The 21212-nt window shown below is 74.4% G+C and carries 19 protein-coding genes, 1 pseudogene and 1 riboswitch; of the genes and pseudogenes, 14 read left to right on the top strand and 6 right to left on the bottom strand.

Features of this window, described 5'->3' with window-relative positions:
• Positions 1–149: 149 nt before the first annotated feature.
• From J5Y04_RS15255 to J5Y04_RS15225, 7 genes are all read left to right on the top strand, one after another.
• Positions 150–2249 (top strand): molybdopterin oxidoreductase family protein, encoded by a 2100-nt coding sequence (locus tag J5Y04_RS15255; protein ID WP_209412540.1) that lies wholly within the window; start codon positions 150–152, stop codon positions 2247–2249.
• Entirely contained in the window at positions 2246–3454 is a 1209-nt protein-coding gene (locus tag J5Y04_RS15250) for an NAD(P)/FAD-dependent oxidoreductase (RefSeq protein WP_209412539.1), read from the top strand. The genes J5Y04_RS15255 and J5Y04_RS15250 overlap by 4 nt, the downstream gene beginning before the upstream one ends.
• A gap of 139 nt (positions 3455–3593) precedes the next feature.
• Positions 3594–6188 carry a nitrite reductase large subunit NirB gene (gene nirB, locus J5Y04_RS15245; RefSeq protein WP_209412538.1) on the top strand — a complete coding sequence of 865 codons (2595 nt, stop codon included), beginning with the start codon at positions 3594–3596 and terminating at the stop codon, positions 6186–6188.
• Complete coding sequence (gene nirD, locus J5Y04_RS15240) at positions 6185–6559, top strand: nitrite reductase small subunit NirD (RefSeq protein WP_209412537.1); 375 nt, start codon at positions 6185–6187, stop codon at positions 6557–6559. Before nirB ends, nirD begins: the two co-directional genes overlap by 4 nt.
• Positions 6556–7914: a NarK/NasA family nitrate transporter gene (locus J5Y04_RS15235; RefSeq protein ID WP_209412536.1), complete on the top strand. Its 1359-nt coding sequence runs from the start codon at positions 6556–6558 to the stop codon at positions 7912–7914. The genes nirD and J5Y04_RS15235 overlap by 4 nt, the downstream gene beginning before the upstream one ends.
• 315 nt (positions 7915–8229) lie before the next feature.
• Positions 8230–8805 (top strand): universal stress protein, encoded by a 576-nt coding sequence (locus J5Y04_RS15230; RefSeq protein WP_209412535.1) that lies wholly within the window; start codon positions 8230–8232, stop codon positions 8803–8805.
• Between the two features lie 4 nt (positions 8806–8809).
• A complete protein-coding gene (locus tag J5Y04_RS15225; protein ID WP_209412534.1) occupies positions 8810–9196 on the top strand; it encodes a hypothetical protein in 387 nt (128 codons plus the stop codon).
• Between the two features lie 4 nt (positions 9197–9200).
• Here J5Y04_RS15225 and J5Y04_RS15220 read toward each other — a convergent pair whose 3' ends face one another.
• On the bottom strand, positions 9201–9926 hold the full coding sequence (locus J5Y04_RS15220) for an alpha/beta hydrolase (protein ID WP_245204828.1): 726 nt from the start codon (positions 9924–9926) through the stop codon (positions 9201–9203).
• Positions 9927–10377: 451 nt separating this feature from the next.
• Positions 10378–11289, bottom strand: a complete 912-nt coding sequence (locus tag J5Y04_RS15215; protein ID WP_209412533.1) for an IclR family transcriptional regulator — start codon at positions 11287–11289, stop codon at positions 10378–10380.
• A 321-nt stretch (positions 11290–11610) separates the two neighbouring features.
• On the opposite strand from J5Y04_RS15215, the gene J5Y04_RS15210 reads away from it, so the two are divergent.
• The 4 genes from J5Y04_RS15210 (at position 11611) to J5Y04_RS15195 (ending at position 15528) form a co-directional block, all read left to right on the top strand.
• Positions 11611–12921 (top strand): extracellular solute-binding protein, encoded by a 1311-nt coding sequence (locus J5Y04_RS15210; protein WP_209412532.1) that lies wholly within the window; start codon positions 11611–11613, stop codon positions 12919–12921.
• A 92-nt stretch (positions 12922–13013) separates the two neighbouring features.
• Complete coding sequence (locus J5Y04_RS15205; protein WP_209412531.1) at positions 13014–13994, top strand: carbohydrate ABC transporter permease; 981 nt, start codon at positions 13014–13016, stop codon at positions 13992–13994.
• A complete protein-coding gene (locus tag J5Y04_RS15200) occupies positions 13991–14839 on the top strand; it encodes a carbohydrate ABC transporter permease (protein WP_307853123.1) in 849 nt (282 codons plus the stop codon). The genes J5Y04_RS15205 and J5Y04_RS15200 overlap by 4 nt, the downstream gene beginning before the upstream one ends.
• A gap of 167 nt (positions 14840–15006) precedes the next feature.
• Positions 15007–15528 (top strand): nucleotidyltransferase domain-containing protein, encoded by a 522-nt coding sequence (locus tag J5Y04_RS15195; protein ID WP_307853122.1) that lies wholly within the window; start codon positions 15007–15009, stop codon positions 15526–15528.
• A gap of 58 nt (positions 15529–15586) precedes the next feature.
• Here J5Y04_RS15195 and J5Y04_RS15190 read toward each other — a convergent pair whose 3' ends face one another.
• A complete protein-coding gene (locus tag J5Y04_RS15190) occupies positions 15587–15916 on the bottom strand; it encodes a hypothetical protein (RefSeq protein WP_209412529.1) in 330 nt (109 codons plus the stop codon).
• A 1-nt stretch (position 15917) separates the two neighbouring features.
• Positions 15918–16703, bottom strand: coding sequence for a VOC family protein (locus tag J5Y04_RS15185; protein ID WP_209412528.1), 786 nt, complete (start codon positions 16701–16703; stop codon positions 15918–15920).
• Between the two features lie 171 nt (positions 16704–16874).
• Here J5Y04_RS15185 and J5Y04_RS15180 point away from each other — a divergent pair, with 171 nt between their 5' ends.
• Positions 16875–17573, top strand: a complete 699-nt coding sequence (locus J5Y04_RS15180; RefSeq protein ID WP_209412527.1) for a DinB family protein — start codon at positions 16875–16877, stop codon at positions 17571–17573.
• Between the two features lie 227 nt (positions 17574–17800).
• On the opposite strand, the gene J5Y04_RS15175 is transcribed toward J5Y04_RS15180, so the two are convergent.
• A complete protein-coding gene (locus tag J5Y04_RS15175; RefSeq protein WP_209412526.1) occupies positions 17801–18142 on the bottom strand; it encodes a deoxyxylulose-5-phosphate synthase in 342 nt (113 codons plus the stop codon).
• A gap of 424 nt (positions 18143–18566) precedes the next feature.
• Positions 18567–18914 (bottom strand): annotated as a pseudogene (locus tag J5Y04_RS15170) (hypothetical protein); the annotation flags it as partial.
• Positions 18878–19008, bottom strand: a riboswitch (cobalamin riboswitch). It overlaps the preceding pseudogene by 37 nt.
• Positions 19009–19409: 401 nt before the next feature.
• Between J5Y04_RS15170 and J5Y04_RS15165 the strand changes: the two are divergent.
• Together J5Y04_RS15165 and J5Y04_RS43205 are read left to right on the top strand one after the other, a co-directional pair.
• Positions 19410–19793 (top strand): hypothetical protein, encoded by a 384-nt coding sequence (locus tag J5Y04_RS15165; RefSeq protein WP_148641415.1) that lies wholly within the window; start codon positions 19410–19412, stop codon positions 19791–19793.
• 118 nt (positions 19794–19911) lie between these two features.
• The gene (locus tag J5Y04_RS43205) at positions 19912–21195 is read left to right on the top strand and encodes a hypothetical protein (RefSeq protein WP_209412630.1); all 1284 of its coding nucleotides are present in this window, start codon (positions 19912–19914) and stop codon (positions 21193–21195) included.
• Positions 21196–21212: the final 17 nt, after the last annotated feature.

Genomic DNA, 21212 nt, shown 5'->3' with positions numbered 1-21212 from the left:
CCGTCACCTGCGCGTTAGCGAATCCGCCCGCCCGGTTACGGCTGATGTCCTGCCGCGCACCCCGCCCCCGCGGCGGCGTGAGCGACGCGTACCGCGCGCGCAACACGGGGGACCCGGTGGCGAAACGATCAGCGGTCAGATTCATCGGCATGACGACGACCACCGACACCCACTGCCCGTACTGCTCGTTGCAGTGCGGCATGCGGCTGCGCACCGGACCCGAGGTGGGTGCGGCCGGGGCCGAGGTGCTGGAGCGGCCCGGCTTCCCCGTCAACCGCGGCGCGCTCTGCGGCAAGGGCCGTTCGGCGCCCGCGCTGCTGGCGCGGGACGTCCGGCTGACCGGGCCGCTGCTGCGTGACCGGCCGGGCGGGCCGCTGCGGTCGGCGGGCTGGCCGGAGGCGCTGGACCGGGTGGCCGAGGGCCTGGCCGGGGTCCGCGAGCGCCACGGCGCGGACGCCGTCGGGGTGTTCGGCGGGGGCGGGCTGACCAACGAGAAGGCCTACCAGCTCGGCAAGTTCGCCCGGGTCGTGCTGCGCACCGCCAACATCGACTACAACGGCCGGTTCTGCATGTCGTCGGCGGCGGCCGCGCACCGCAGGGCGTTCGGGCTGGACCGCGGGCTGCCGTTCCCGCTGGAGGACATCCCGCACACCGACTGCCTGATCCTGGTCGGCGCGAACCCGGCCGAGACGATGCCGCCCGCGCTCCGCTACTTCCGCGAACTCCGCGAGAACGGCGGCACGTTGATCGTGGTCGACCCGCGCCGCACCCGGACGGCGGCCGAGGCCGACCTGCACCTCCAGCCCCGGCCCGGCGGCGACCTCGCGCTGGCGCTCGGCCTGCTCCACCTGGTCATCGCCGACGGCCTGGTGGACGAGGAGTTCGTCGCCGCCCGGACCACCGGCTTCGACCGGGCCCACGCCGCCGCGATGGCGCACTGGCCCGACCGGGTGGAACGGCTCACCGGCGTCCCGGCGGCCCGGCTGCGGGAGGCCGCCGCGCTGTTCGGCCGTGCGGCGACCGGCATGGTGCTGACCGCACGCGGCCCGGAGCAGCAGAGCAAGGGGACGGACACCGTCGGCGCCTGGATCGACCTCTGCCTGGCCACCGGCAAGGCCGGCCGGCCCCGCTCCGGCTACGGCTGCCTGACCGGCCAGGGAAACGGCCAGGGCGGCCGCGAGCACGGCCAGAAGGCCGACCAGCTCCCCGGCTACCGCTCGATCGAGGACCCGGCGGCCCGGGCGCACGTGGCCGGCGTCTGGGGCGTCGACCCGGAGACGCTGCCCGGCGCGGGCCGCTCCGCCTACGAGCTGCTGGACGGGCTCGGGCAGCCCGGCGGTGTGCGGGCGCTGCTGCTGGCGGGCTCCAACCCGGTGGTCTCCGCGCCGAACGCGGGCCATGTCGCCGGCCGGCTGCGGGCGCTGGACCTGCTGGTCGTCGCCGACCCGGTGCTCTCCGAGACCGCCCGGCTGGCGGACGTCGTGCTCCCGGCCACCCAGTGGGCGGAGGAGGACGGCACCACCACCAACCTGGAGGGCCGCGTCATCCTCCGCCGTCGCGCGCTGGACCCGCCCGAGGGGGTGCGCAGCGAGCTCTGGGTGCTGCGCGAACTCGCCGCCCGGCTGGGCGTGGTGGACGGTTTCCCGGCCGAGGCCGAGCCGGTCTTCGACGAGCTGCGCCGCGCCTCGGCCGGCGGTGACGCGGACTACGCGGGCATCAGCTACCGGCGGATCGCGGCGGAGGACGGCGTCTTCTGGCCCTGCCCGGACACGGCGCACCCGGGCACGCCCCGGCTCTTCCTGGACCGGTTCGCCACCCCCGACGGCCGCGCCCGGTTCGCCGGAGTCACCCACCGCCCGGCGGCCGAGGAGCCGGACCGCGACTACCCGCTGTACCTGACCACCGGCCGGGTGCTCGCCCAGTACCAGAGCGGCGCGCAGACCCGGCGGGTGCCGGAGCTGAACGCCGCCGCGCCGGGACCGTTCGTGGAGCTGCACCCGCGGTTGGCCGCCCGTCTCGCGGTCGGCGAGGGCGAGTTGGTGTCGGTGACCAGCAGGCGCGGCCGGGCGGTGGCGCCGGCCCGGGTCACCGACACGATCCGGCCGGACACCGTCTTCATGCCGTTCCACTGGCCGGGCGCCGGCCGGGCCAACACGCTCACCAACCCGGCGCTCGACCCGGTGTCCCGGATGCCGGAGTTCAAGCTCTGTGCCGTTCGCGTCGAGCGGGCCGAAGGGGAGGCGTCATGAGGACCGCGGAGGACCGCAGGATCGCGGTGGTCGGCGGCGGCATGGCCGCGGCCAGGTTCGCCGAGCGCTACACCGCGCTGGGCGGTGCCGGCCGGGTCACCGTCTACGGCGCCGAGGCCCGCGCCCCGTACAACCGGGTGCTGCTCGCCGACGTGCTCACCGGCCGGTACGACACCGAGGCGATCGCACTGCCGCTGGGCGGGGCCGAGCCGAGGCCCGGCTGCGAGGTGGTGGCGCTCGACACCGCCGGCCGTACGCTCGGCCTCGCCGACGGCACCGTGGAGCCGTGGGACGAGCTGGTGCTCGCCACCGGCTCCAACCCGGTGCTGCCGCCCATCCGCGGCCTGCGCCGCGCGGACGGCAGCGGTCTGACCGAGGGCGTCCACACCCTGCGCACGCTGGACGACTCCGCCCGGCTGGCGGAGGACGCCGTCGGCGCCCGCCGGGCGGTCGTGATCGGCGGCGGGGTGCTCGGGGTGAGTGCCGCCCGGGCACTGGCGACGCTCGGCGTTCCGGTCGAAGTCGTCCACCAGGGGCCCTATCTGATCGAGCGTCAACTCGACGCGGAGGCAGGCGAGGTACTGCGGTCCCGGCTGCGGGCCCTCGGGGTCGAGACCTACCCCGGCAACCGGGCCCGCGCACTGCGCGGCGAAGAGCGCGTCACCGGAGTCGAGTTGGCGAGCGGCTACGTCCTGGAATGCGACCTGGTGGTGCTGGCCTGCGGCACCCGCCCGCGGACCGCCCTCGCGCACGCCGCGGGCCTGCCGGTCGCCACCGGGGTGCTGGTCGACGACGCGCTCGCCACCGCCGTACCCGGGGTGCACGCGATCGGCGACTGCGCCGAGCACCGGTCCACCGTCCACGGCCTGGCGCTGCCCGCCTGGGACCAGGCCGACGTTCTGGCGCTGCGCCTGTCCGGCGCCGATCCGGACGCCCGCTACACCGGCTCCCGGCCCCCGGCCCGGCTCAGCACCGGCGGCCTGGAGTACGCGGCCTTCGGCGCCGTGGACGAGACCCTCGACCCCGGCCTCGACGTGCTCCGGCTCACCGACGCGACCCGCGGCAGCTACAAGAAGCTCGTCCTGCGCGGTGACCGGCTGGTCGGCGCCATCCTGCTCGGCGACCTCGCCGGCGTCGACACCCTGGCCGAGGCCTGGCAGCGCGACGACCCGCTCACCGGCCACCCCCTCCACCTGCTCACCTGAACTCCTGGCCGCCCCGGCCCCGGACGCCCTGCCCCCGACACCCCGGTCCCCCTGAAGCCCCAGTCCCCTCCGACGCCGCACCCCCCTTGACGCCACAACTCCCACCCGCACCCCCCGCACGACCCCGAGGAGCATCGCGATGACAGCGCACACGCCCGACCGACCAAGGGACCTCGTCCTCGTCGGCCACGGCATGGTAGGCCAGCGCTTCCTGGAGGCCTTCGCCGAGCAGCCCGGCGCCGGGAGCTGGCGGATCACCGTGCTCGCCGAGGAACCGCGCCCCGCGTACGACCGCGTCCACCTCAGCTCGCTGTTCGACGGCCGTACCGCCGAGGACCTCACGCTCTGCCCGCCCGGCTTCCTCGCCGAGCACGGCATCGACCTGCGCCTCGGCGACCCGGTCACCGCCGTGGACCGCGCCGCCCGCACCGTGACCACCCGGGCCGGCCACCAACTTCGCTACGACGCCCTGGTGCTGGCCACCGGTTCGGTCCCGTTCGTGCCGCCCGTCCCCGGCCGGGACGCGGCCGGTTGCCACGTCTACCGCACGATCGAGGACCTGGACGCCATCCGCGCGGACGCCGAGCACGCCAAGACCGGCGTGGTGGTCGGCGGGGGCCTGCTCGGCCTGGAGGCCGCGGGCGCCCTGCGGGCGATGGGCGTGGCCACCCACGTGGTCGAGTTCGCGCCCCGGCTGATGGCCGTCCAGGTCGACGAGGGCGGCGGCGAACTGCTCCGGCGCAAGATCGAGGACCTCGGCGTCACCGTCCACACCGGCGCCGGCGCCAGCGGGGTGGAGACCGCCGCCGACGGCCGGGCCCGCGCGCTCGCCCTCTCCGACGGCCGCGAACTCGCCGCCGACCTGGTGGTGTTCTCGGCCGGCGTCCGCCCCCGCGACCAGCTGGCCCGCGACTGCGAGCTTCCGGTCGGCGCGCGCGGCGGCATCGTGGTGGACGAGCACTGCCGCACCGCCGACCCGGCCGTGCTGGCCATCGGCGAGTGCGCCCAGACCGTGGACGGCCGGGTCTACGGCCTGGTGGCGCCCGGCTACCAGATGGCCGAGACCGCCGCCCGCGCGCTGGCCGGCAGCCCCGGCACCGGCTTCACCGGCGCCGACACCTCCACCAAGCTCAAGCTGCTCGGCGTCGACGTGGCCAGCTTCGGCGACCCGCACGGCACCGCCGAGGGCGCCCTCGACGTGCTGTACAGCGACAGCCGGCTCGGCGTCTACCGCAAGCTCGTGATCGGCGCCGACGGGGCGCTGCTCGGCGGTGTCCTGGTCGGCGACACCGAGGCCTACGGCACCCTGCGGCCGCTGGCCATGGGCGGCAAGCCGCTCACCACGGCGCCCGAACAGCTGGTGCTGCCCGCTGGGTTCGCCGCCGCCGGCCCCGTCGCGCTCCCCGACGACGCGGTGCTCTGCTCCTGCCACAACGTCACCCAGGGCGCCGTCCGGGCCGCCGTCCACGAGCAGGGCTGCGAGTCCGTCGCCGCCGTCAAGAAGTGCACCCGGGCCGGCACCGGCTGCGGCAGCTGCATCAAGCAGCTGACCACCGTCGTCACCGAGGAGCTGGCGGCCAACGGCGTCGCCACCCAGACCGGCCTCTGCGAGCACTTCCCGCAGACCCGCGCCGAGCTGTACGAGATCGTCCGGGTCACCGGCATCTCCGGATTCTCCGAACTCCTCGACCGCCACGGCCGCGGCGAGGGCTGCGAGGTCTGCAAGCCGACCGTCGCCTCCATCCTGGCCAGCCTCGGCGGCGGTCACATCCTGGACGGCGAGCAGGCCGCGCTCCAGGACTCCAACGACCACTTCCTCGCCAACCTCCAGCGCAACGGCTCCTACTCGGTGGTGCCGCGGGTCCCCGGTGGGGAGATCACCCCCGAGGGCCTGATCACCATCGGCGAGATCGCCCGCGACTACGGCCTCTACACCAAGATCACCGGAGGCCAGCGGATCGACCTCTTCGGCGCCAGCGTGGACCAGCTCCCCGGCATCTGGGGCCGGCTGGTCGACGCCGGCTTCGAATCCGGCCACGCCTACGGCAAGGCGCTGCGCACCGTGAAGTCGTGCGTCGGCGAGACCTGGTGCCGCTACGGCGTGCAGGACTCCGTCGCCCTCGCGATCGAACTGGAGCTGCGCTACCGGGGGCTGCGCTCCCCGCACAAGCTCAAGTCCGCGGTCTCCGGCTGCGCCCGCGAGTGCGCGGAGGCGCAGAGCAAGGACTTCGGCATCATCGCCACCTCGGCCGGCTGGAACCTCTACGTCGGCGGCAACGGCGGCATGACGCCCCGTCATGCCGACCTGCTGGCCGCCGACCTGGACCGCGAGACGCTGATCCGCACCATCGACCGCTACCTGATGTTCTACATCCGCACCGCCGACCGCCTGGAACGCACCTCGGTCTGGCTGGACCGGCTGGAGGGCGGCCTGGACCACCTGCGCGCCGTGGTGATCGACGACTCGCTCGGTATCGCCGCCGAGCTCGACGAACTAATGGCGCGTCACATCGACGGCTACCAGGACGAATGGGCCGCCACCCTGGCCGACCCCGAACGGCTGCGCCGCTTCGCCTCCTTCGTCAACGCCCCCGGCACCCCCGACCCGGCCGTCACCTTCGTCCCCGAACGCGGCCAGATCCGCCCCGCCCGCCCCGACGAGGACGGGCGCATCCTCACCACCCCCACCCCGGTCCTGGTGGCCGGTCCCCGACTGGAGGTGCTCACCCCGTGACCGTGGAGATCCACGACGGAACCCGCTGGCAGCCCGTCTGCACCCTCGACGACCTGCAACCCGGCCGCGGCGTGGCCGTGCTGCTCGACGGCGCCCAGGTGGCCGTCTTCCGCGACCGGAGCGGCGGCCTGCACGCCGTCGACAACCTCGACCCGTTCAGCGGCGCCCACGTCCTCTCGCGCGGACTGCTCGGCAGCCGCGGCGACCGGCCCACCCTGGCGTCGCCGATGTACAAGCAGGTCTTCGACCTCACCGACGGCCGTTGCCTGGACGAGGACACCGCCCCCGACGGGAGCCCCGCCGTGCTCAGGCTCTGGCCGGTCCGGACCGCAGACCCGACCGCCCGCGCAGCGAAGGAGAGTGCCGCATGAGTGCCGTCGTCGAGACGCAGCCCGCCGGCGGCAGAGCCGGCACCGGCCCGCTCACCCACTGGGACCCGGAGGACGTCGCCTTCTGGGAGCGGACCGGCGCCCGGATCGCCCGCCGCAACCTGGTCTACTCCGTGCTCTCCGAGCACATCGGCTTCTCCGTCTGGAGCCTCTGGTCCGTCCTGGTGCTCTTCCTCGGCCCCGAGTACCACATCGACACCGCCGGCAAGTTCACCCTCACCGCCCTGCCCACCGCCCTCGGCGCCCTGCTGCGCCTGCCGTACACCTTCGCGGTGGCCCGGTTCGGCGGCCGGAACTGGACGGTGGTCAGCGCCCTGCTGCTGCTCGTCCCCACCGCGCTGGCGGCCCTGGTGCTCACCCCCGGCGTCTCCTACGGCACCCTGCTCGCGGTGGCCTGCGTCGCCGGTGTCGGCGGCGGCAACTTCGCCTCCTCGATGGCCAACATCAACGCCTTCTACCCGCACCGCCTCAAGGGCTGGGCGCTCGGCGTCAACGCGGGCGGCGGCAACCTGGGCGTCCCGGCCGTCCAGCTGCTCGGCCTGTTCGTCCTGGCCACCGCGGGTGCGGCCCATCCCCGGCTGCTGCCGCTGCTCTACCTGCCGCTGATCGTGCTCGCCGCGACCGGCGCCTGGGCCCGGATGGACAACCTGGCCGCCCCGCCGCGGGGCCAGGGCCGGGCGCTGGGCGAGGTGGCCCGGGACCCTTACGGCTGGGCGGTCTCCACCCTGTACATCGGCACCTTCGGTTCGTTCATCGGCTTCGGCTTCGCCTTCGGCCAGGTGCTCCAGGTGCAGTTCCACGACCGCTTCGACACCCCGGTCAAGGCGGCCGCGCTGACCTTCCTCGGCCCGCTGCTGGGCTCGCTGCTGCGCCCGGTGGGCGGCCGGCTGGCCGACCGCTGGGGCGGCGCCGTGGTCACCCTGTCCACCTTCGTCGCGATGGGCGCCGGGACCGCGGTCGTCCTGGCCGCCTCACGGGCGCACTCGCTGCCGCTCTTCCTCTCCGGCTTCATCGCGCTGTTCGTGCTCAGCGGCATCGGCAACGGCTCGACGTACAAGATGATCCCGGCCCACTACCAGGCCCGGGCCAGGGCCGCCGTGGCGGCCGGAGCCGACCCGGAGGCCGCGGAGTCCGACTCCCGCCGCCGTTCGGCCGCGCTGATCGGACTGGCCGGTGCGGTGGGCGCGTTCGGAGGGGTCCTGGTCAACCTGGCCTTCCGGCAGTCCTTCCTCGCCAGCCACAACGGCGACGCCGCCTACCTGGGCTTCCTGGCGGCGTACCTGTTCTGCTCGGCGCTCACCTGGGTGGTCTGGCTGCGGCCCCGCGCGGCGGGCTGACGGCCCACTGGCGGCCTCCAGACCCTACTGACGACGTACTGGCGAAGGGTCGGTGACGGTCGGCCGGGCCCCGGACGCGGAAACGCGTCCGGGGCCCGGCCTGCGGGCGTCGCGGGAGGAGGCCCGGCCCGGCGTCCGGCCGGTGTCGGCCCGCCTCAGCCCCGGGCTGACGTCAGCGCCCTCCAGACGTCAGGACCGCGTACGGAACGGCCCCGCGCGCGTCAGAGCTCCGTCAACGAACGGCCCGGCCGCGCACCGCCCGGCTTTGCTGGAACCGACAGCACCTCAGCAGCAGCCGGAAGGACGGGCAGGGCCATGGCGGACAACGGCGCCGGGACGGGCAGCGAAGCGTTCGACACGTACGACGCAGACGAGGGCCACCGCCGGATCGTGGTCGGGGTCAGCGGGTCGCTCGGCAGCCTCGCCGCCCTGCACCACGCCGTTGCCGAGGCGCGCCGCGTCGATGCCGAGGTGCTCGCCGTGCACTGCTGGACCCCACCCGGCGGCGAGTTCGGCTACCGCCGCTCCCCGTGCCCACCGCTGCTCACCGCCTGCCGCGACGCGGCCGCCGTCCGGCTGCGCCAGGCGCTCGACGAGGCGTTCGGCGGCGGGCACGCGGGCGTCCGGCTGTGCAGTCAGACCGTCCGCGGCGAGACCGGTCAGGCGCTGGTCCGCTCCGCCGACCGCCCCGGGGACGTGCTCGTCCTGGGAGCCGGCGTCCGCGGCGTGCTCGCCCGCGCGCTGCGCCCGTCCGTCACGGCGTACTGCGTCCGGCACGCGACCTGCCCGGTCCTCGCCGTGCCCAAGCCGCCGCTGCAACGCGAGCTCGAAGCGCTCGAACGCCACCGCCCGCTGCTGCGACCGCTCCGGCCGCTCGCCGTCGGGAGGTGACGTCGTGACCAGCCCCCTCCGCCTCACCGCCGCCATGTCCGGCGCGGTGGCCCTGCTCGCCTCCGCCGCCCTGCTGCCGGCCCTCGCCGTCCTCGGCGAGCTGCGCCCGACCTGGGTCGCCCTCGCCGCCTACGCGCTCCTGGCGGCCGCCGTCGGCCGCCACTCCCGCCCGGCCGCAGCCCCGCTGGTCGGCCTGGCCGCCTGGCTCTTCCACAACGGGTTCGTGGAGCACCGCCACGGCGCCCTCGGTTGGGCCGGCCCCGCCCCGGAGGCCGGCCACCTCCTCCTCTTCACGGCGGCCGCCCTCCTGCTGTCCGCCCTCGCCGCCCTCCCACGCCCGGTGCGCTCCGCCGCCCGCACGGGCCGGGACGCGTGGCGGCCCGCCGCCTGAGCCCTCAGCCGGCGGACGCCCGGGCCGCCTCGGACAGCACCCGGGCGGTTGCCCGTCCGGCGTCCACCGCGTGCGCGGCCCGGGCGGGTACGCATCGGCTGATCGCCGGGTCGAACTCGGTGAGGACGACGCCGGCGTGGTCGGTGTCCGGCTCCAGGAGGCGTGACGCCGGGTTGCCGACGGCCTCGCTCAGCTCCCGTGTGAGTTCGGCCGGCACCAGGTCGTCCCGCGTGCCGTGGACCAGCCAGAGCGGCACGGGGGAGGGCCGGCCGGCCAGCAGGGGCAGCGGCGGCTCGCCGGTGGTGACGGCGGGGCGGACGTAGCTGGAGGCTATGCCCACGGCGGCGGTCGGGCGGTCCTCCGCGGGGGTGGACGGGTGGGTGGCCAGGGCGACGGCCTCGCGACCGCCCAGCGACCAGCCGGCCAGCACGAACCGTGTGGGATCGCCGCCGTACCCGGCCGCGTGGTGCCGGGCGTGCCCGAACGACGCGAGCAGGTGGGCCCGGCCGCCGTCCTCCTCGTCCGACCGCCAGTCCGGCACCAGCACCAGCAGGCCGAGCCCGGCCGCCTCGTTCGCCAGCGGGCGCAGGACGTCCCGCTCGTCGGCGCCCCGTCCGTGCCAGAGCAGCACGACGGGCCAGGGCCCGACTCCGCAGGCGGGGCGGTGGACGTCCATCAGCCGCCCCGGGGCGTACTCGACGACCTCGGGCGGGGCGGGGTTCATGGTCATGCGGTGTTCTCCTCGGATCAGGACAGGTGCGCTGAGCTGTTAGTATTCTCTTCGTCGCGAGGGAGATGATCTCTCGTCAGGCGTCAGCGGTGCTACCAGAGCACGCCCTACTTTCAGTAGGGAGAGTCCGTGCGATCCGGGCCTGGCGCTCTACTGTCGGACGAGGTCCGGTGCCGTTTCCGGTGCCGGGCCTCGTTTGCGTGTGTGGTCCTGCCGGGTCGTCCTGGGTGGGCGGTGGGTTGGAGGGCAGGGCCTCTGACCTGCTAGTCTTCTCTTCGTCGCGAGGGAGATGATCTCTCGTCAGGCGTCAGCGGTGCTACCAGAGCACGCCCTACTTTCAGTAGGGAGAGTCCGTGCGATCCGGGCCTGGCGCTCCATTGTCGGACGAGGTCCGGTGCCGTTTCCGGTGCCGGGCCTCGTTCGCGTGTGTGCCGGTTCCCGCCGGGGACGCTCAGCCTGGCTGGCGGTCGGAGCCGAGTTCGCGGGAGATCCGCAGGCCGACCTGGGCGACCACCGGGCCGAGCGAGCGGACGCGGGCGGCGGTCATCCGTGAGGTGAGCCCGGAGACCGAGAGGGCGGCCGTCACCTCGCCGGTGTGGTCGAAGATCGGGGCGGCGACGCAGCGGACCTCGGGCTCGTTCTCCCGGTCGTCGATCGAGTAGCCGCGGGCGCGGATCCGGGCGAGGTCGGCGCGCAGACGGGGCTCGTCGGAGATGGTCCAGGCGGTGACCGGCCGCAGGCCGGCGGCGACCACCTCGGCGACGGCCTCCTCGGGCAGCCAGGCCAGGATCGCCTTTCCGGTCGCGGTGCAGTACGCGGGTGCGCGGCTGCCGACCCGCGACGCCATCCGGACGTTGGTCTCGTCCTCGACCTTGTCCAGGTAGACGATGCCGGGGGCCTGCCAGACGGTCAGGTGGACGGTCTCGCCGGCCTCGCGCTGCAGCCGTCTCAGGTGTTCGGCGGCGACGCTGCGCAGGTCGAGGGTGGAGAGGTAGGCCTGGCCGAGCCGGAGCGAGCCGTGTCCGAGCCGGAACCAGCCGGTCTCCCGGTCGCGGTCGAGCAGGTGCTCGTCGAGCAGCGGACCGGCCAGGCGCAGCACGGTGCTCTTGTTGAGGCCGAGCGCCTCGGAGAGCTGGGCGAGCGGTACGCCGCGGCCGTTGCCGTGGTCGCGCACGTGGCCGAGGACGGACAGCGCGCGGCGCAGCGAGGACGACTGGTTGCGGTCGGAGGCCGCCGCCTTCTTCGCGGGCTTGGCGGGCGCGGGAGCGTTCCCGGCGTCGGCCTCGGCCCCGGTGCCCGTCTCGGCCCCGGTGCCCGTCTCCGCCCCGGTCCCTGTCGCCGTCCCGGTGCCCGTCTCCGTCATGGGTCCGTTCCCCTCTCGTTCCGCCGCCGGGCTGCGGCGGTGGTCAGAAGGTACCCCTTCGGACCCCGCTCGACGATTCCTCGATACAGCGTTGTGCACTGCAAAACTTCCCGAACGACCTCTTGTTGGCCCCGAGAGCCGCCGCCTAACGTCCTGGCATCGAGCAGGCGCCGCGGCCCCACCCGAGCGGTCGCTCTGCCGCACCCCCACATCAACGCGTTCGCGCACCCACCATCGGCCCCGGTCAGGGCCCGCTTCGACGTACCCGTCCCCAGCGGCGCACGTCTCGGCGGCAACTGTCGGGAGGGGAGGTCTCCACCCATGCGACTCATCAGACGGACCGCTGCGGCCGCCGTTCTCACCGTCACCTGTATCGCGGCGGCCGCCTGTTCGCCCGGTACCGCGCTGCCGGCCGGCGACAAGGCGGGGGACGACCGGACGGGAACGCTCCAGGTCTGGCTGTACAACGAGGCCGGCAACGCGGCGAAGGAAGCGGTGATCGGCAAGGCGGTCGCCGAGTTCCAGGCCTCCCACCAGGGCGTGACGGTGAACGTCAGCTACATCGACACCGACGCCTCGGCCCGCGCCGCCAAGATGAAGGGCGCGTTCAACGACCCGAACAGCGCCCCGGACCTGGTCGAGTTCGGCAACACCGACCTCCCCGGCTACGTCGCGGCCGGCGGCCTCGCCGACATCGGCGCCGACCTCGACAGGTGGAAGGACAAGGGCGACCTCGACCCGGCGATCGCCGGGACCGCGGTGCTGGACGGCAAGACGTACGGCCTGCCCTGGTGGGTCGGCGTGCGCGCGCTGTACTTCCGCACCGACCTGTTCACCGAGGCCGGGCTGACCCCGCCGAAGTCGTACGACGAACTGGTCGCCGCCAACCAGAAGATCCACGCCGCCCACCCGGACACCTTCGGCATCGCGGTCGGCGGCAAGTACACCTTCGGCGCGCTGCCGTTCGTCTGGGACGCGGGCGGCGACATCGCGACCAAGGACGGCGGCACGTTCAAGGCCGCCATCAACTCGCCCGCCTCCCAGGCCGGGATCAAGCGTTACACCGACCTGTTCGGCGAGAACGGCTGCCCGGCCCAGCAGTGCGCCGACCTGACCGGCGGCAAGACGGTCGACCTCTTCGCGGCCGGCAAGTCCGCGATGGCGATCCTGCCCAACTCCAGCCGCAGCAAGGTCGACGCGGGAGCGGTCAAGGGCCGGTACGGCGTCGTCCCGCTGCCCGGCGAGAAGGCCGGCTCGATCGCCCCGGCGTTCGGCGGCGGCAACAACCTGGGCGTGATGAAGGCGGCCAGGCACCGTACCCTCGCGGTCGAGTTCGCCGAGCTGCTGGCGGGCCCCGGCTACCAGGAGCAGATGTACGACGCGATGGGCAACCTGCCGACGCTCAAGTCCGTCAACGACAAGGTCGCGGCCAAGGACGCCTTCCTGAAGCCGTTCACCGACACCATCGCCGCGGGCACCCGGTTCGTGCCGCTGGACCAGGCGTGGGCGCAGATCGACGCGCAGGCCGTCGTCCCGACGATGCTCCAGCAGGTCGTCACCGGCAAGGCGGACGTGGCCAAGGCGTCGGGCGACGCCGCCACGCAGATCACCTCGGCCTTCGCGGCCCACTGATCAACGGCCCCGGCACGCGGGTCCGGACCGGCCCCGCGCGAACGGGGCCCAGGCGGAAGCAGCCAGGCGCATCCAGAGAGCAGGTCCCGTACGTGTCCGCATCCACCACGACCGCCCCGCCGGCGCCGGCCGCCCCGAGCGGGCGTCGCCGGGGCACCGGCCCGGCCGCGCCCCCGAGCGGCCGGCGCCGGCGAACCCCGCTGCTGCTCCTGCTGCCGGCCGCGATCATCATGATCCCGCTGGTGGCCTACCCGATCTACCAGCTCGGCCTGTTGTCGGTACTGGACTTCGGCCAGGCCCAGGCGTCCGGGGGCGTGCCGACCAGCTTCGTCGGGCTCGGCAACTACCGGCGGATCCTGAGCGACGGCCAGTTCTGGTCGGTGCTGCTGCAGACGATCGGCTTCGCCGCCTTCTGCGTGGTCGCCACCCTCGCCGTCGGAGCCACCCTCGCCGTCCTCCTGACCAGGGTCGGCCGGGCGGCCCGCCTCTTCCTGACCACCGCCGCGATGGCGGCCTGGGCGGCGCCGGCGATGACCGGTTCGACGGTGTGGAGCTTCCTCTTCGACACCAACCTGGGCCTGGTCAACAAGACCCTGGTCGACCTCGGGCTGAGCGGCTTCCACGAGTTCAACTGGTTCTACGACAAGTGGACGGCGTTCCTGATCGTCGGCGCCGTGGTGGTCTGGCACTCCTTCCCGTTCGTCATGGTGACGCTCTACGCGGGCATCCGGGCGATCCCCGAGGAGATCCTGGAGGCCGCCGCCCTGGACGGTGCCGGCACCTGGACCTCCTTCCGCCGGATCACCGCCCCGATGCTGCGGCCGATCCTGACCATCGTGGTGATCCAGTCGGTCATCTGGGACTTCAAGGTCTTCACCCAGATCTACGTGATGACCGAGGGCGGCGGGATCGCCGGCCAGAACCTCGTCCTCAACGTGTACGCCTACCAGAAGGCGTTCGCCTCCTCCCAGTACGGACTCGGTGCCGCCATCGGCGTGATCATGCTGCTCGTCCTGGTGATCCCGACCATCCTCTACATCCGCACCCTGCGACGGACGGGGAACGACCTGTGAACACCCGCAGCCGCCGACGGCTCGCCGCCGACACCACCGCCGTCGTGGTGGGCGTCGTCACCGCCTTCCCGATCTTCTGGATGGTGCTCTCGGCCTTCAAGCCCAAGGGCGAGGTGCAGTCGCTGGACCCGAAGCCGTGGACCACCCACCCCACGCTGGACAGCTTCCGGCAGGTGCTGAGCGTCGACGGCTTCGGCCGGTACTTCACGAACAGCCTGGTCATCGCGGTGTCGGTGGTGGTGCTGTCGGCGCTGGTGGTCTTCCTGGCGGCGGTGGCGGTGACCCGCTTCCGGTTCAGGTTCCGCACCACCGTCATGGTGATGTTCCTGATCGCCCAGATGATCCCGGTCGAGGCGCTGACCATCCCGCTGTTCTTCATGTTCCGCGACGTCGGCCGGGTCGCGCCGGGCATCGGCCTCAACACGCTGGCCTCGCTGGTCCTGGTCCAGCTGGCCTTCTCGCTGCCGTTCGGCATCTGGATGATGCGCGGCTTCGTCGCCGCCGTCCCGGTCTCCATCGAGGAGGCCGCCCAGATCGACGGCGCGAGCCGCACCCGCATCCTGTGGCGGATCCTGCTCCCGCTGGTGGCCCCGGGCCTGGCCGCGACCAGCGTCTTCTCCTTCATCGCGGCGTGGAACGACTTCGTCTTCGCCAAGACCTTCATCATCAGTGCCACCGAGAACCAGACCCTCCCCTCGGCGCTGCTGGTCTTCTTCAAGCCGGACGAGAACGACTGGGGCGGGATCATGGCGGCGTCCACGCTGATGACGGTGCCGGTGCTGGTCTTCTTCATCGCGGTGCAGCGCAGGCTGGTCTCCGGTCTGGCGGGTGCGGTGAAGGACTGACGCGTGTCCGACGGTTCCCTGCGGGCGCCCGACGGTCCCCGGCGGTTCTTGGCGGGCGTCCCGGCGGGAACCGTCGGCCGTGCCCCGGGGCCCGTCCGGTGGCCCCGGAAATCCCTGGTGAGGCAGGGTGTCGGCTGCTAGCGTCCCGGATCATGGATGTGGGATCGGTGAACCGGGAACGTGCCGACGGGCAACTCGCCCAGATCGCCGGGACGGTGGGCCTCGCCCGCCGTCTCGGCATCGACGTCTGGTTGCGCGGCGGCTGGGCGATGGACTTCTTCCTCGGCAGGCTCACCCGGGACCACGAGGACATCGACTGGTTCGCCCCGGCCGCCGACGCGCCCGCCCTCGCCGCGGGCCTGCACGAGCTCGGCTACCGTCCGCTCGACGGCGTCCCGCCCGAGCAACAGCTCGACTTCGTGAAGGACGGCCTGGAGTCCAGCTTCACCCTGCTGGACTTCGCCGCCGACGGGCGGGCGCTGGTCGCCGGCGGCCCCTGGGCGGGCACCCCCTGGCCGGCCGGACTGCTGGCCGCCGAACCCGGGCGGCTCGGCGGCGTCGAGTGCCCGATCGTCAGCCCCGAGGCGCAGATCGAGATCAAGCAGATGATGCCGGTCTGGGACACCCGCCGCCCGCGCCGTCACAAGGACGCCGAGGACATCGCCCGGCTGCGGGAGGCGCTCGGCTGAGCCGCTGCTGCTGCCGCCACCGCCGGTGCTGCCACCGTTGCTGCCGCCACCGTTGCCGCTACCCGTGGACGAAGGCGTAGGCCTCCCGGGCCAGTCGGGACCACGGCAGGGGCGAGCCCGGGTCCAGCGCGAGCCACTCGCGCATCGGACGCCCGCGCCCCGCGTCGAACCGCTCGCCGTCGCCGGACGCCACCAGTTCGTCGACCCGGGTCCGCGGCAGCTTCACCACCAGGCGGCCGGCCGACAGCATCGCGAAGATGTGCCCGTCGGACTTCAGCGCGTCCGAGCCGAAGCGCCGCCGGCCCTCCGCCGAGGGGGTGGTGACGCCGTCCAGCTCCGCCAACTCCCGTGCCAGCGCGGCGAACCGCTGCTCGTCCGGTCCGGTCAACTCAGACCTCCTCCTCCTGGGCCGCCGTCCCGCCCGCCCGGACGGCGATCAGGGTGAACGCCGCCCCGCCGTCGTCCCGCACCACCGCCACCCGCCCGAACGGCGTCGGCTCGGGCCCGTCCAGCACGCTCCCGCCGAGCCGGACCGCCCGCTCCACCGTCGAGTCGGTGTCCGCCGTGCCGAAGTACACCGCCCACAGCGCCGCCGGACTCTCCGGCCCGGCCCAGGGATTCGGGCCGATCCCGCCCGCCGGCAGCCCGCCGGCCCGGAACACCGTGTAGTCGCCCGCCGGGCGCGCGTACTCGTACCCGAGGACCTGCCGGTAGAACGCCCTGGCCCCGTCCGGGTCGGGGGAGAGGTGCTCGTTCCAGGTGAACGTGCCCGGCTCGTTGACCAGGGCCGCCCCCGGGTTCAGCCGGCCCTGCCAGAGGCCGAAGGGCGCGCCGAGCGGATCCACGGCGAGCGCGCTGCGCCCCAGCTCGGCCAGCTCGCCGGGCTCCCGAACGATCCGGCCGCCGGCCTGCCGGACCGACTCGGCGGCCCGGTCGGCGTCGTCCACCGCGAGGTAGGTCAGCCAGGCGGAGCCGTCGCCCCCGGGCCCCCGGGCGATCCCCGCGACCTGCGCCCCGCGCAGCGTCGCCACGGTGTGGCCGGGGTGTCCGGCCAGGTCGACGAACTCCCAGCCGAACAGCGCGCCGTAGAAGCTCCGCGCCGGGCCCGCGTCCGGTCCGGCCGCCAGCTCGACCCAGCACGGGACGCCCTCCCGGTACCTGCCCGCCTTCGGCATGCGGTCCTCCTCGGTCCTTCCCGCCAGCCTCCGTCGCCGCCGGGGCCCCGGCAACCGGACCCGGGGCGGTGCACGGCAACCCGGCCCCGGCAACCCGGGCCGGCGCGGTGCTCGTCGGACGGCCGGATCAAGTCGGTGGACAACGGTCCTGCGATCGGCAGACTGGTCGCCATGACCGCCGGAAAAGATCCCAAGAAGGACCTCCTGGTCTACCTCCAGGACGCCCGCGACGCCCTCCTGTGGAAACTCGAAGGGCTCCCGGAGTACGACGTCCGCCGCCCCCTGACACCGACCGGCACCAACCTGCTCGGCCTGGTCAAGCACCTCACCGGTGCCGAGGCCGTCTACTTCGGCGAGACCTACGGCCGCCCCTTCACCGGCCCGGCGCTCTGGATCACCGGCGACGCCGAGCCGAACGCGGACCTCTGGGCCACCCCGGAGGAGAGTCGCGAGCAGATCGTCGGCCGGTACCGCGAGGCGTGTGCCCACGCCGACGAGACCATCGCCTCCCTGCCCCTCGACGCCGTCGGCCGTGTCCCCTGGGGCGGGCGCAGCGAGGTGACCCTGCACGGCTCCCTCGTTCACATGATCGCCGAGACCCAGCGCCACGCCGGCCACGCCGACATCGTCCGCGAACTCATCGACGGCACCACCGGCCAGCGCCCCGACGGCGAGAACACCGCCCCCGGCGACGCGGCCTGGTGGCAGACCCACCACGACCGCGTCGAGCAGGCCGCCAGGCAGGCCGCGGGCCAGGCCGCGGATCAGGCCGTCGATCGGGCCGCGGGGCGGGCCGCCGATCGGGCCGCCGTGGGGGGCGAGCAGGGGAACCCCTCCGGATCCCCGCTCACGCCCGCCCCGCGGAGCTGACGGCCGGGCGGGCCCGCACCCCTCACCCCGGGGTGCGGGGCCGGTCACGGGCGGGTGGCGAGCTCGCGGAACCAGCGGACGATCCGCGGGTACGCGGCGAGCGCGGAGCCGACGTGGTCGGCGCCGGCGATCTCCTCGACCGGTGCGTCGACGCCGTTGCCGGCCAGGCTGCGACGGCAGGACTCCGTGTTGGCGAAGGCCGTGGGGTTCCCAATCCCGGCCCGGCCCTACGGGAGCTCGCGGCGGACGAGGGACGCGGCGAAGGACTCGCCCGTCCGGCGGGCGTGGGCCATCCGCGCCCGGACCTCGCCGGGGGTGCGGGGGCGGAAGTGCGGGCCGCCGCAGCGGCACTTGTGGAAGCGGACGCCGGCGTGCAGCAGCACGGAGAGGGTCCGCCACGCGGCGGTGTCGCGGCGGCGCGGCGCGGCGAAGGCGGAGCCCGCGTGGACCAGCGGCCGCGTGCAGCTCGGGCAGGGACGTTCGCGGGCGCCGGCGTGGACGTCGCCGTACTGCTGCTTGTACGAGGCACGGCAGAGCAGGCAGACGAAGGAGCTCTTGGTATGGGCCACCCGGCGAGCCTACGGCCGTGCCCGGTGGTGTTCGACGGCTTTCCGAGCAGGCTCTCCACCTGCCCGGCCGGCAGGATCGGCACCCGGGTGCCCGGGCGGGCGCCGGAGACCTCGAGGGCCTTGCAGGTGGTGACGCCGGCCGCACGGGAGCGGGGCCGCGTCGAGCGGGTCGAGGCCGTCGGGCGCGGCCGCCCTGACCTCGCCCGTCGTCGTCCATCCGATTTCTGAGCAGGCGTGATGTCCTGCTACTGTTCATCCCGTCGAGAGGGAACGTCCTCTCGGACAGGCGTCAGAGGTGCTACTGGAGCACGTCCTACTTTCAGTAGGAAGAGTCCGTTCGACCCGGGCCTGGCGCTCCACCCCGAAGGGGCCGTTCGCACTGGGAACGGCCCCTTCGGCGTTTCCTGGAGCGTCGCGCGGACCTCCGGGCCGCCGCCACCAGGTGTTCGAGGCGCGGCCGGACCTCCGCCCAGGCGCGGGTCTTGAGGCCGCGGTCCGGGCTCACCCGGAGCCGCTCGGCGGGCAGGTGACGTAGCGCCCGTCCGCAGCAGCGCGACCGTCTCGGCGGTGCCTGGCACACGGGGCGCATGGATGTCGTAGACGCCCGCAGGGTCGGCTCGTGCACCTGGACCACGGCCGCCCCGGTTGCCTCCAGGTCGGCGACCTCGTCGCGCAGCGCCAGTGCAACGTGCCGGGCGGTGTCGGCGAGCGGCTGGTCGTCGCGGACGAACGACCAGGCCGGCATGGTGACGGGCCCGGTGAGCATGCCCTCGCTTCCCGGGCGCTCGGCGTCCAGTGCTGGGTGACGGCTTTCGTTCCCACGCACCGCTGCGGGGCAGTTCCGGATTCGCACCGGATTCCCTCTTGCGACGCACCTCGCCTGGCGGACGGGTGCGGACCGGCTGCGCCGCTCACCCTAGCCGCAACGGCCGGGCGCGGTACGCGGATCGCTCCTATCGCAGTCCGTGGCCGAAACCCTCCGGCGTGGCCGACAACCGGCCAAGGTCCCGGTCCAGGTGGGCCGGTGGGCCGGATCCCGGCGGCCCGCCGCGTCGGCTCCGGCCAGCACGTTCGACCGTCGCCTCGATCTGATGCGGCGTCATAGCTTGGCTGAAATCAGACCCTTGTGGTGTGAATATGCCATTGGAATGTTCGTCATACGGAATCCGCCAGTAGCCTTCCGTGTCGAACCCGCCACTGCTCGTGGCGGTCCGGTCGGCGCCGGCCCAGCGTGCCCGGCTGCCCCAACCCGTCCGAAGGAGCCTGAGTGCCGGGTATCGACGAATGCCTGTCCGCGGCCATGGCGATCGCCGGTGCCCGCGCGGCCAGCCTCATCGACTGGAGCAGCGGACTCGCCCTCGGCAGCGCCGGCGTCAGCCCCACCGGCGACCATGAGACCACGGCCGCGGAGGCAACCGACTTGGTACGTACGGCTTTTGAGAGTGAAACCTTCACCGTGGCGGAGGACAGTCGGGCGCCTCTGCAGGACATCATCCTCACTGCGGGCCGCAGTTACCACCTGATCTGCTTCATTGACACCGTCTTCGACAGTCCACTCGTCCTGCATCTGTGGCTCGACCGGACCGAGGGCAACCTCGCCTCGGCCCGCTACCGCCTGCAGGCCCTCGCCGAGGAACTGGTGCTCGGATGACCGGCGTTCGGACGGCGAACGCGATGGCGGGTCGGCGCGGCGCGCCCCCGGCCCGGGGCGCCGTGTTTCGGCCAGCGGGCCGGGCCGCCGGCGCCCCGGCGGTCAGCGGGCGGCCCGCATGAACGACGTCGACGCCATCGTGCCCGGTCACGTCATGGCCCCCGGCCACGCCCTCGCCACCGGCGCGCCACTCAGCACCGATGAGGCCTTCGGCGCCGTCGAACGACTGGCCGACGAGCGCGCGACCGGCGCCCTGCACGGTCCCACGGGCACGCTGCACCTCGTCGACGGCCTGGTGGTGCACGCCGAGTCCGACCGCGCGCCCGACCTCGCCGCGCTGCTCACCGGCTGTGGCCGGATCACCCGGCAGGCCTGGCAGGAGGCCGTCCGCACCCACGGCCCGCACGGCCGGGTCGGCGGCGCCCTGGTCGAACAACGACTCTTCACCCGTGGGGAGTTGGAGCTCTGCCAGCTCGGCGCCCTCTACGACGCCGCGTTCTTCGTTCTCGACGGCGCCGGGGCCTCGGCGGGCCCGTGGTCCTTCGAGCCGGGCGCACGGCACTGGCTCGGACCGGTCGCGGCGGTCAGCGCCCCGCGGCTGCGCCGGGAGGTGGAGCGCCGGCACCGGCTGCTCGACCGGATCTGGCCCTGGCCGCAGCTCGACACCGCACCGGTCCGCCCGCTCGGCCGGGTCGGCCGGACCGCCGAGGCGGGCCGGACCGGGGACGTCGGCCGGATCGAGGAGGCGGGTTTGATCGCCGAGGCTGGCCGGATCGGTGAGGACGGCCCGCCGCGTCCGGTCCGTCAGGCCGGTGCGGCCGGTTCCGTCCGCCCGGGCGGAGCCCAGGAGCGGTGCGCGGCCCCGGGCAAGCGGCCGGGCCGGCCGTGCCCGCCCAGTCGGCGTCAGCGCGAACTGCTCGACCATGCCGACGGCCGAAGAACCCCGGCGGAGCTGGCGCGGCTGCTCGGCCGCTCGGGGTTCGCCACCACGGCCGACGTCCGCCGCCTCGCCGCGGCCGGGCTGCTGGCCACGCCGGGCCGTGACGTCCCGCGGCACGCCGCCGGGGCGCGGTCCTCGGCACACGCCGGACCGGCGCCCGGGGCGCGGACCGAAGCACCGCCCGGGACTCAGGCCGGACCGCCGCCCGGACCGCCGCCCGTGCCGCCGCCCGGAACTCAGCCGGCGCCGCCGCCCGGGCTGCTCCGCCGCGTCCCCGGCGCGGCCCTGGCGGGGTTGCTCCCGGTGAGCGCCATCCACTCCGCCCGCCACCGCCCGCTCGCGGGCCATCCGCCGGCCCCGGTCCACCCGCCGGCCCCGGCGGCGGCCCGCCCGCCGACCGTCCCCGACCCGGACATCGCGCTGCTGATCCGGGTCCGAACCCTTCTGGAGGCCCGACTTTGAACAACTCTCCGCCCGCG

Origin of the sequence: Kitasatospora sp. RG8 (assembly GCF_017813315.1) — a bacterium.
Taxonomy (GTDB): Bacteria; Actinomycetota; Actinomycetes; order Streptomycetales; family Streptomycetaceae; genus Kitasatospora.
Note: the sequence above shows the minus strand (reverse complement) of the source record. Positions and strands in the feature narration are given on the sequence as shown.

Bases quoted from the DNA above. Each gene is read 5' to 3' on its own strand.
- J5Y04_RS15210 (WP_209412532.1), top strand. From the start codon at position 11,611: ATGCGACTCATCAGACGGACCGCTGCGGCCGCCGTTCTCACCGTCACC.
- J5Y04_RS15230 (WP_209412535.1), top strand. From the start codon at position 8,230: ATGGCGGACAACGGCGCCGGGACGGGCAGCGAAGCGTTCGACACGTAC.
- J5Y04_RS15220 (WP_245204828.1), bottom strand. From the start codon at position 9,926: ATGACCATGAACCCCGCCCCGCCCGAGGTCGTCGAGTACGCCCCGGGG.
- J5Y04_RS43205 (WP_209412630.1), top strand. From the start codon at position 19,912: ATGAACGACGTCGACGCCATCGTGCCCGGTCACGTCATGGCCCCCGGC.
- J5Y04_RS15185 (WP_209412528.1), bottom strand. From the start codon at position 16,703: ATGCCGAAGGCGGGCAGGTACCGGGAGGGCGTCCCGTGCTGGGTCGAG.
- J5Y04_RS15235 (WP_209412536.1), top strand. From the start codon at position 6,556: ATGAGTGCCGTCGTCGAGACGCAGCCCGCCGGCGGCAGAGCCGGCACC.
- J5Y04_RS15250 (WP_209412539.1), top strand. From the start codon at position 2,246: ATGAGGACCGCGGAGGACCGCAGGATCGCGGTGGTCGGCGGCGGCATG.
- J5Y04_RS15215 (WP_209412533.1), bottom strand. From the start codon at position 11,289: ATGACGGAGACGGGCACCGGGACGGCGACAGGGACCGGGGCGGAGACG.
- nirB (WP_209412538.1), top strand. From the start codon at position 3,594: ATGACAGCGCACACGCCCGACCGACCAAGGGACCTCGTCCTCGTCGGC.
- J5Y04_RS15255 (WP_209412540.1), top strand. From the start codon at position 150: ATGACGACGACCACCGACACCCACTGCCCGTACTGCTCGTTGCAGTGC.
- J5Y04_RS15180 (WP_209412527.1), top strand. From the start codon at position 16,875: ATGACCGCCGGAAAAGATCCCAAGAAGGACCTCCTGGTCTACCTCCAG.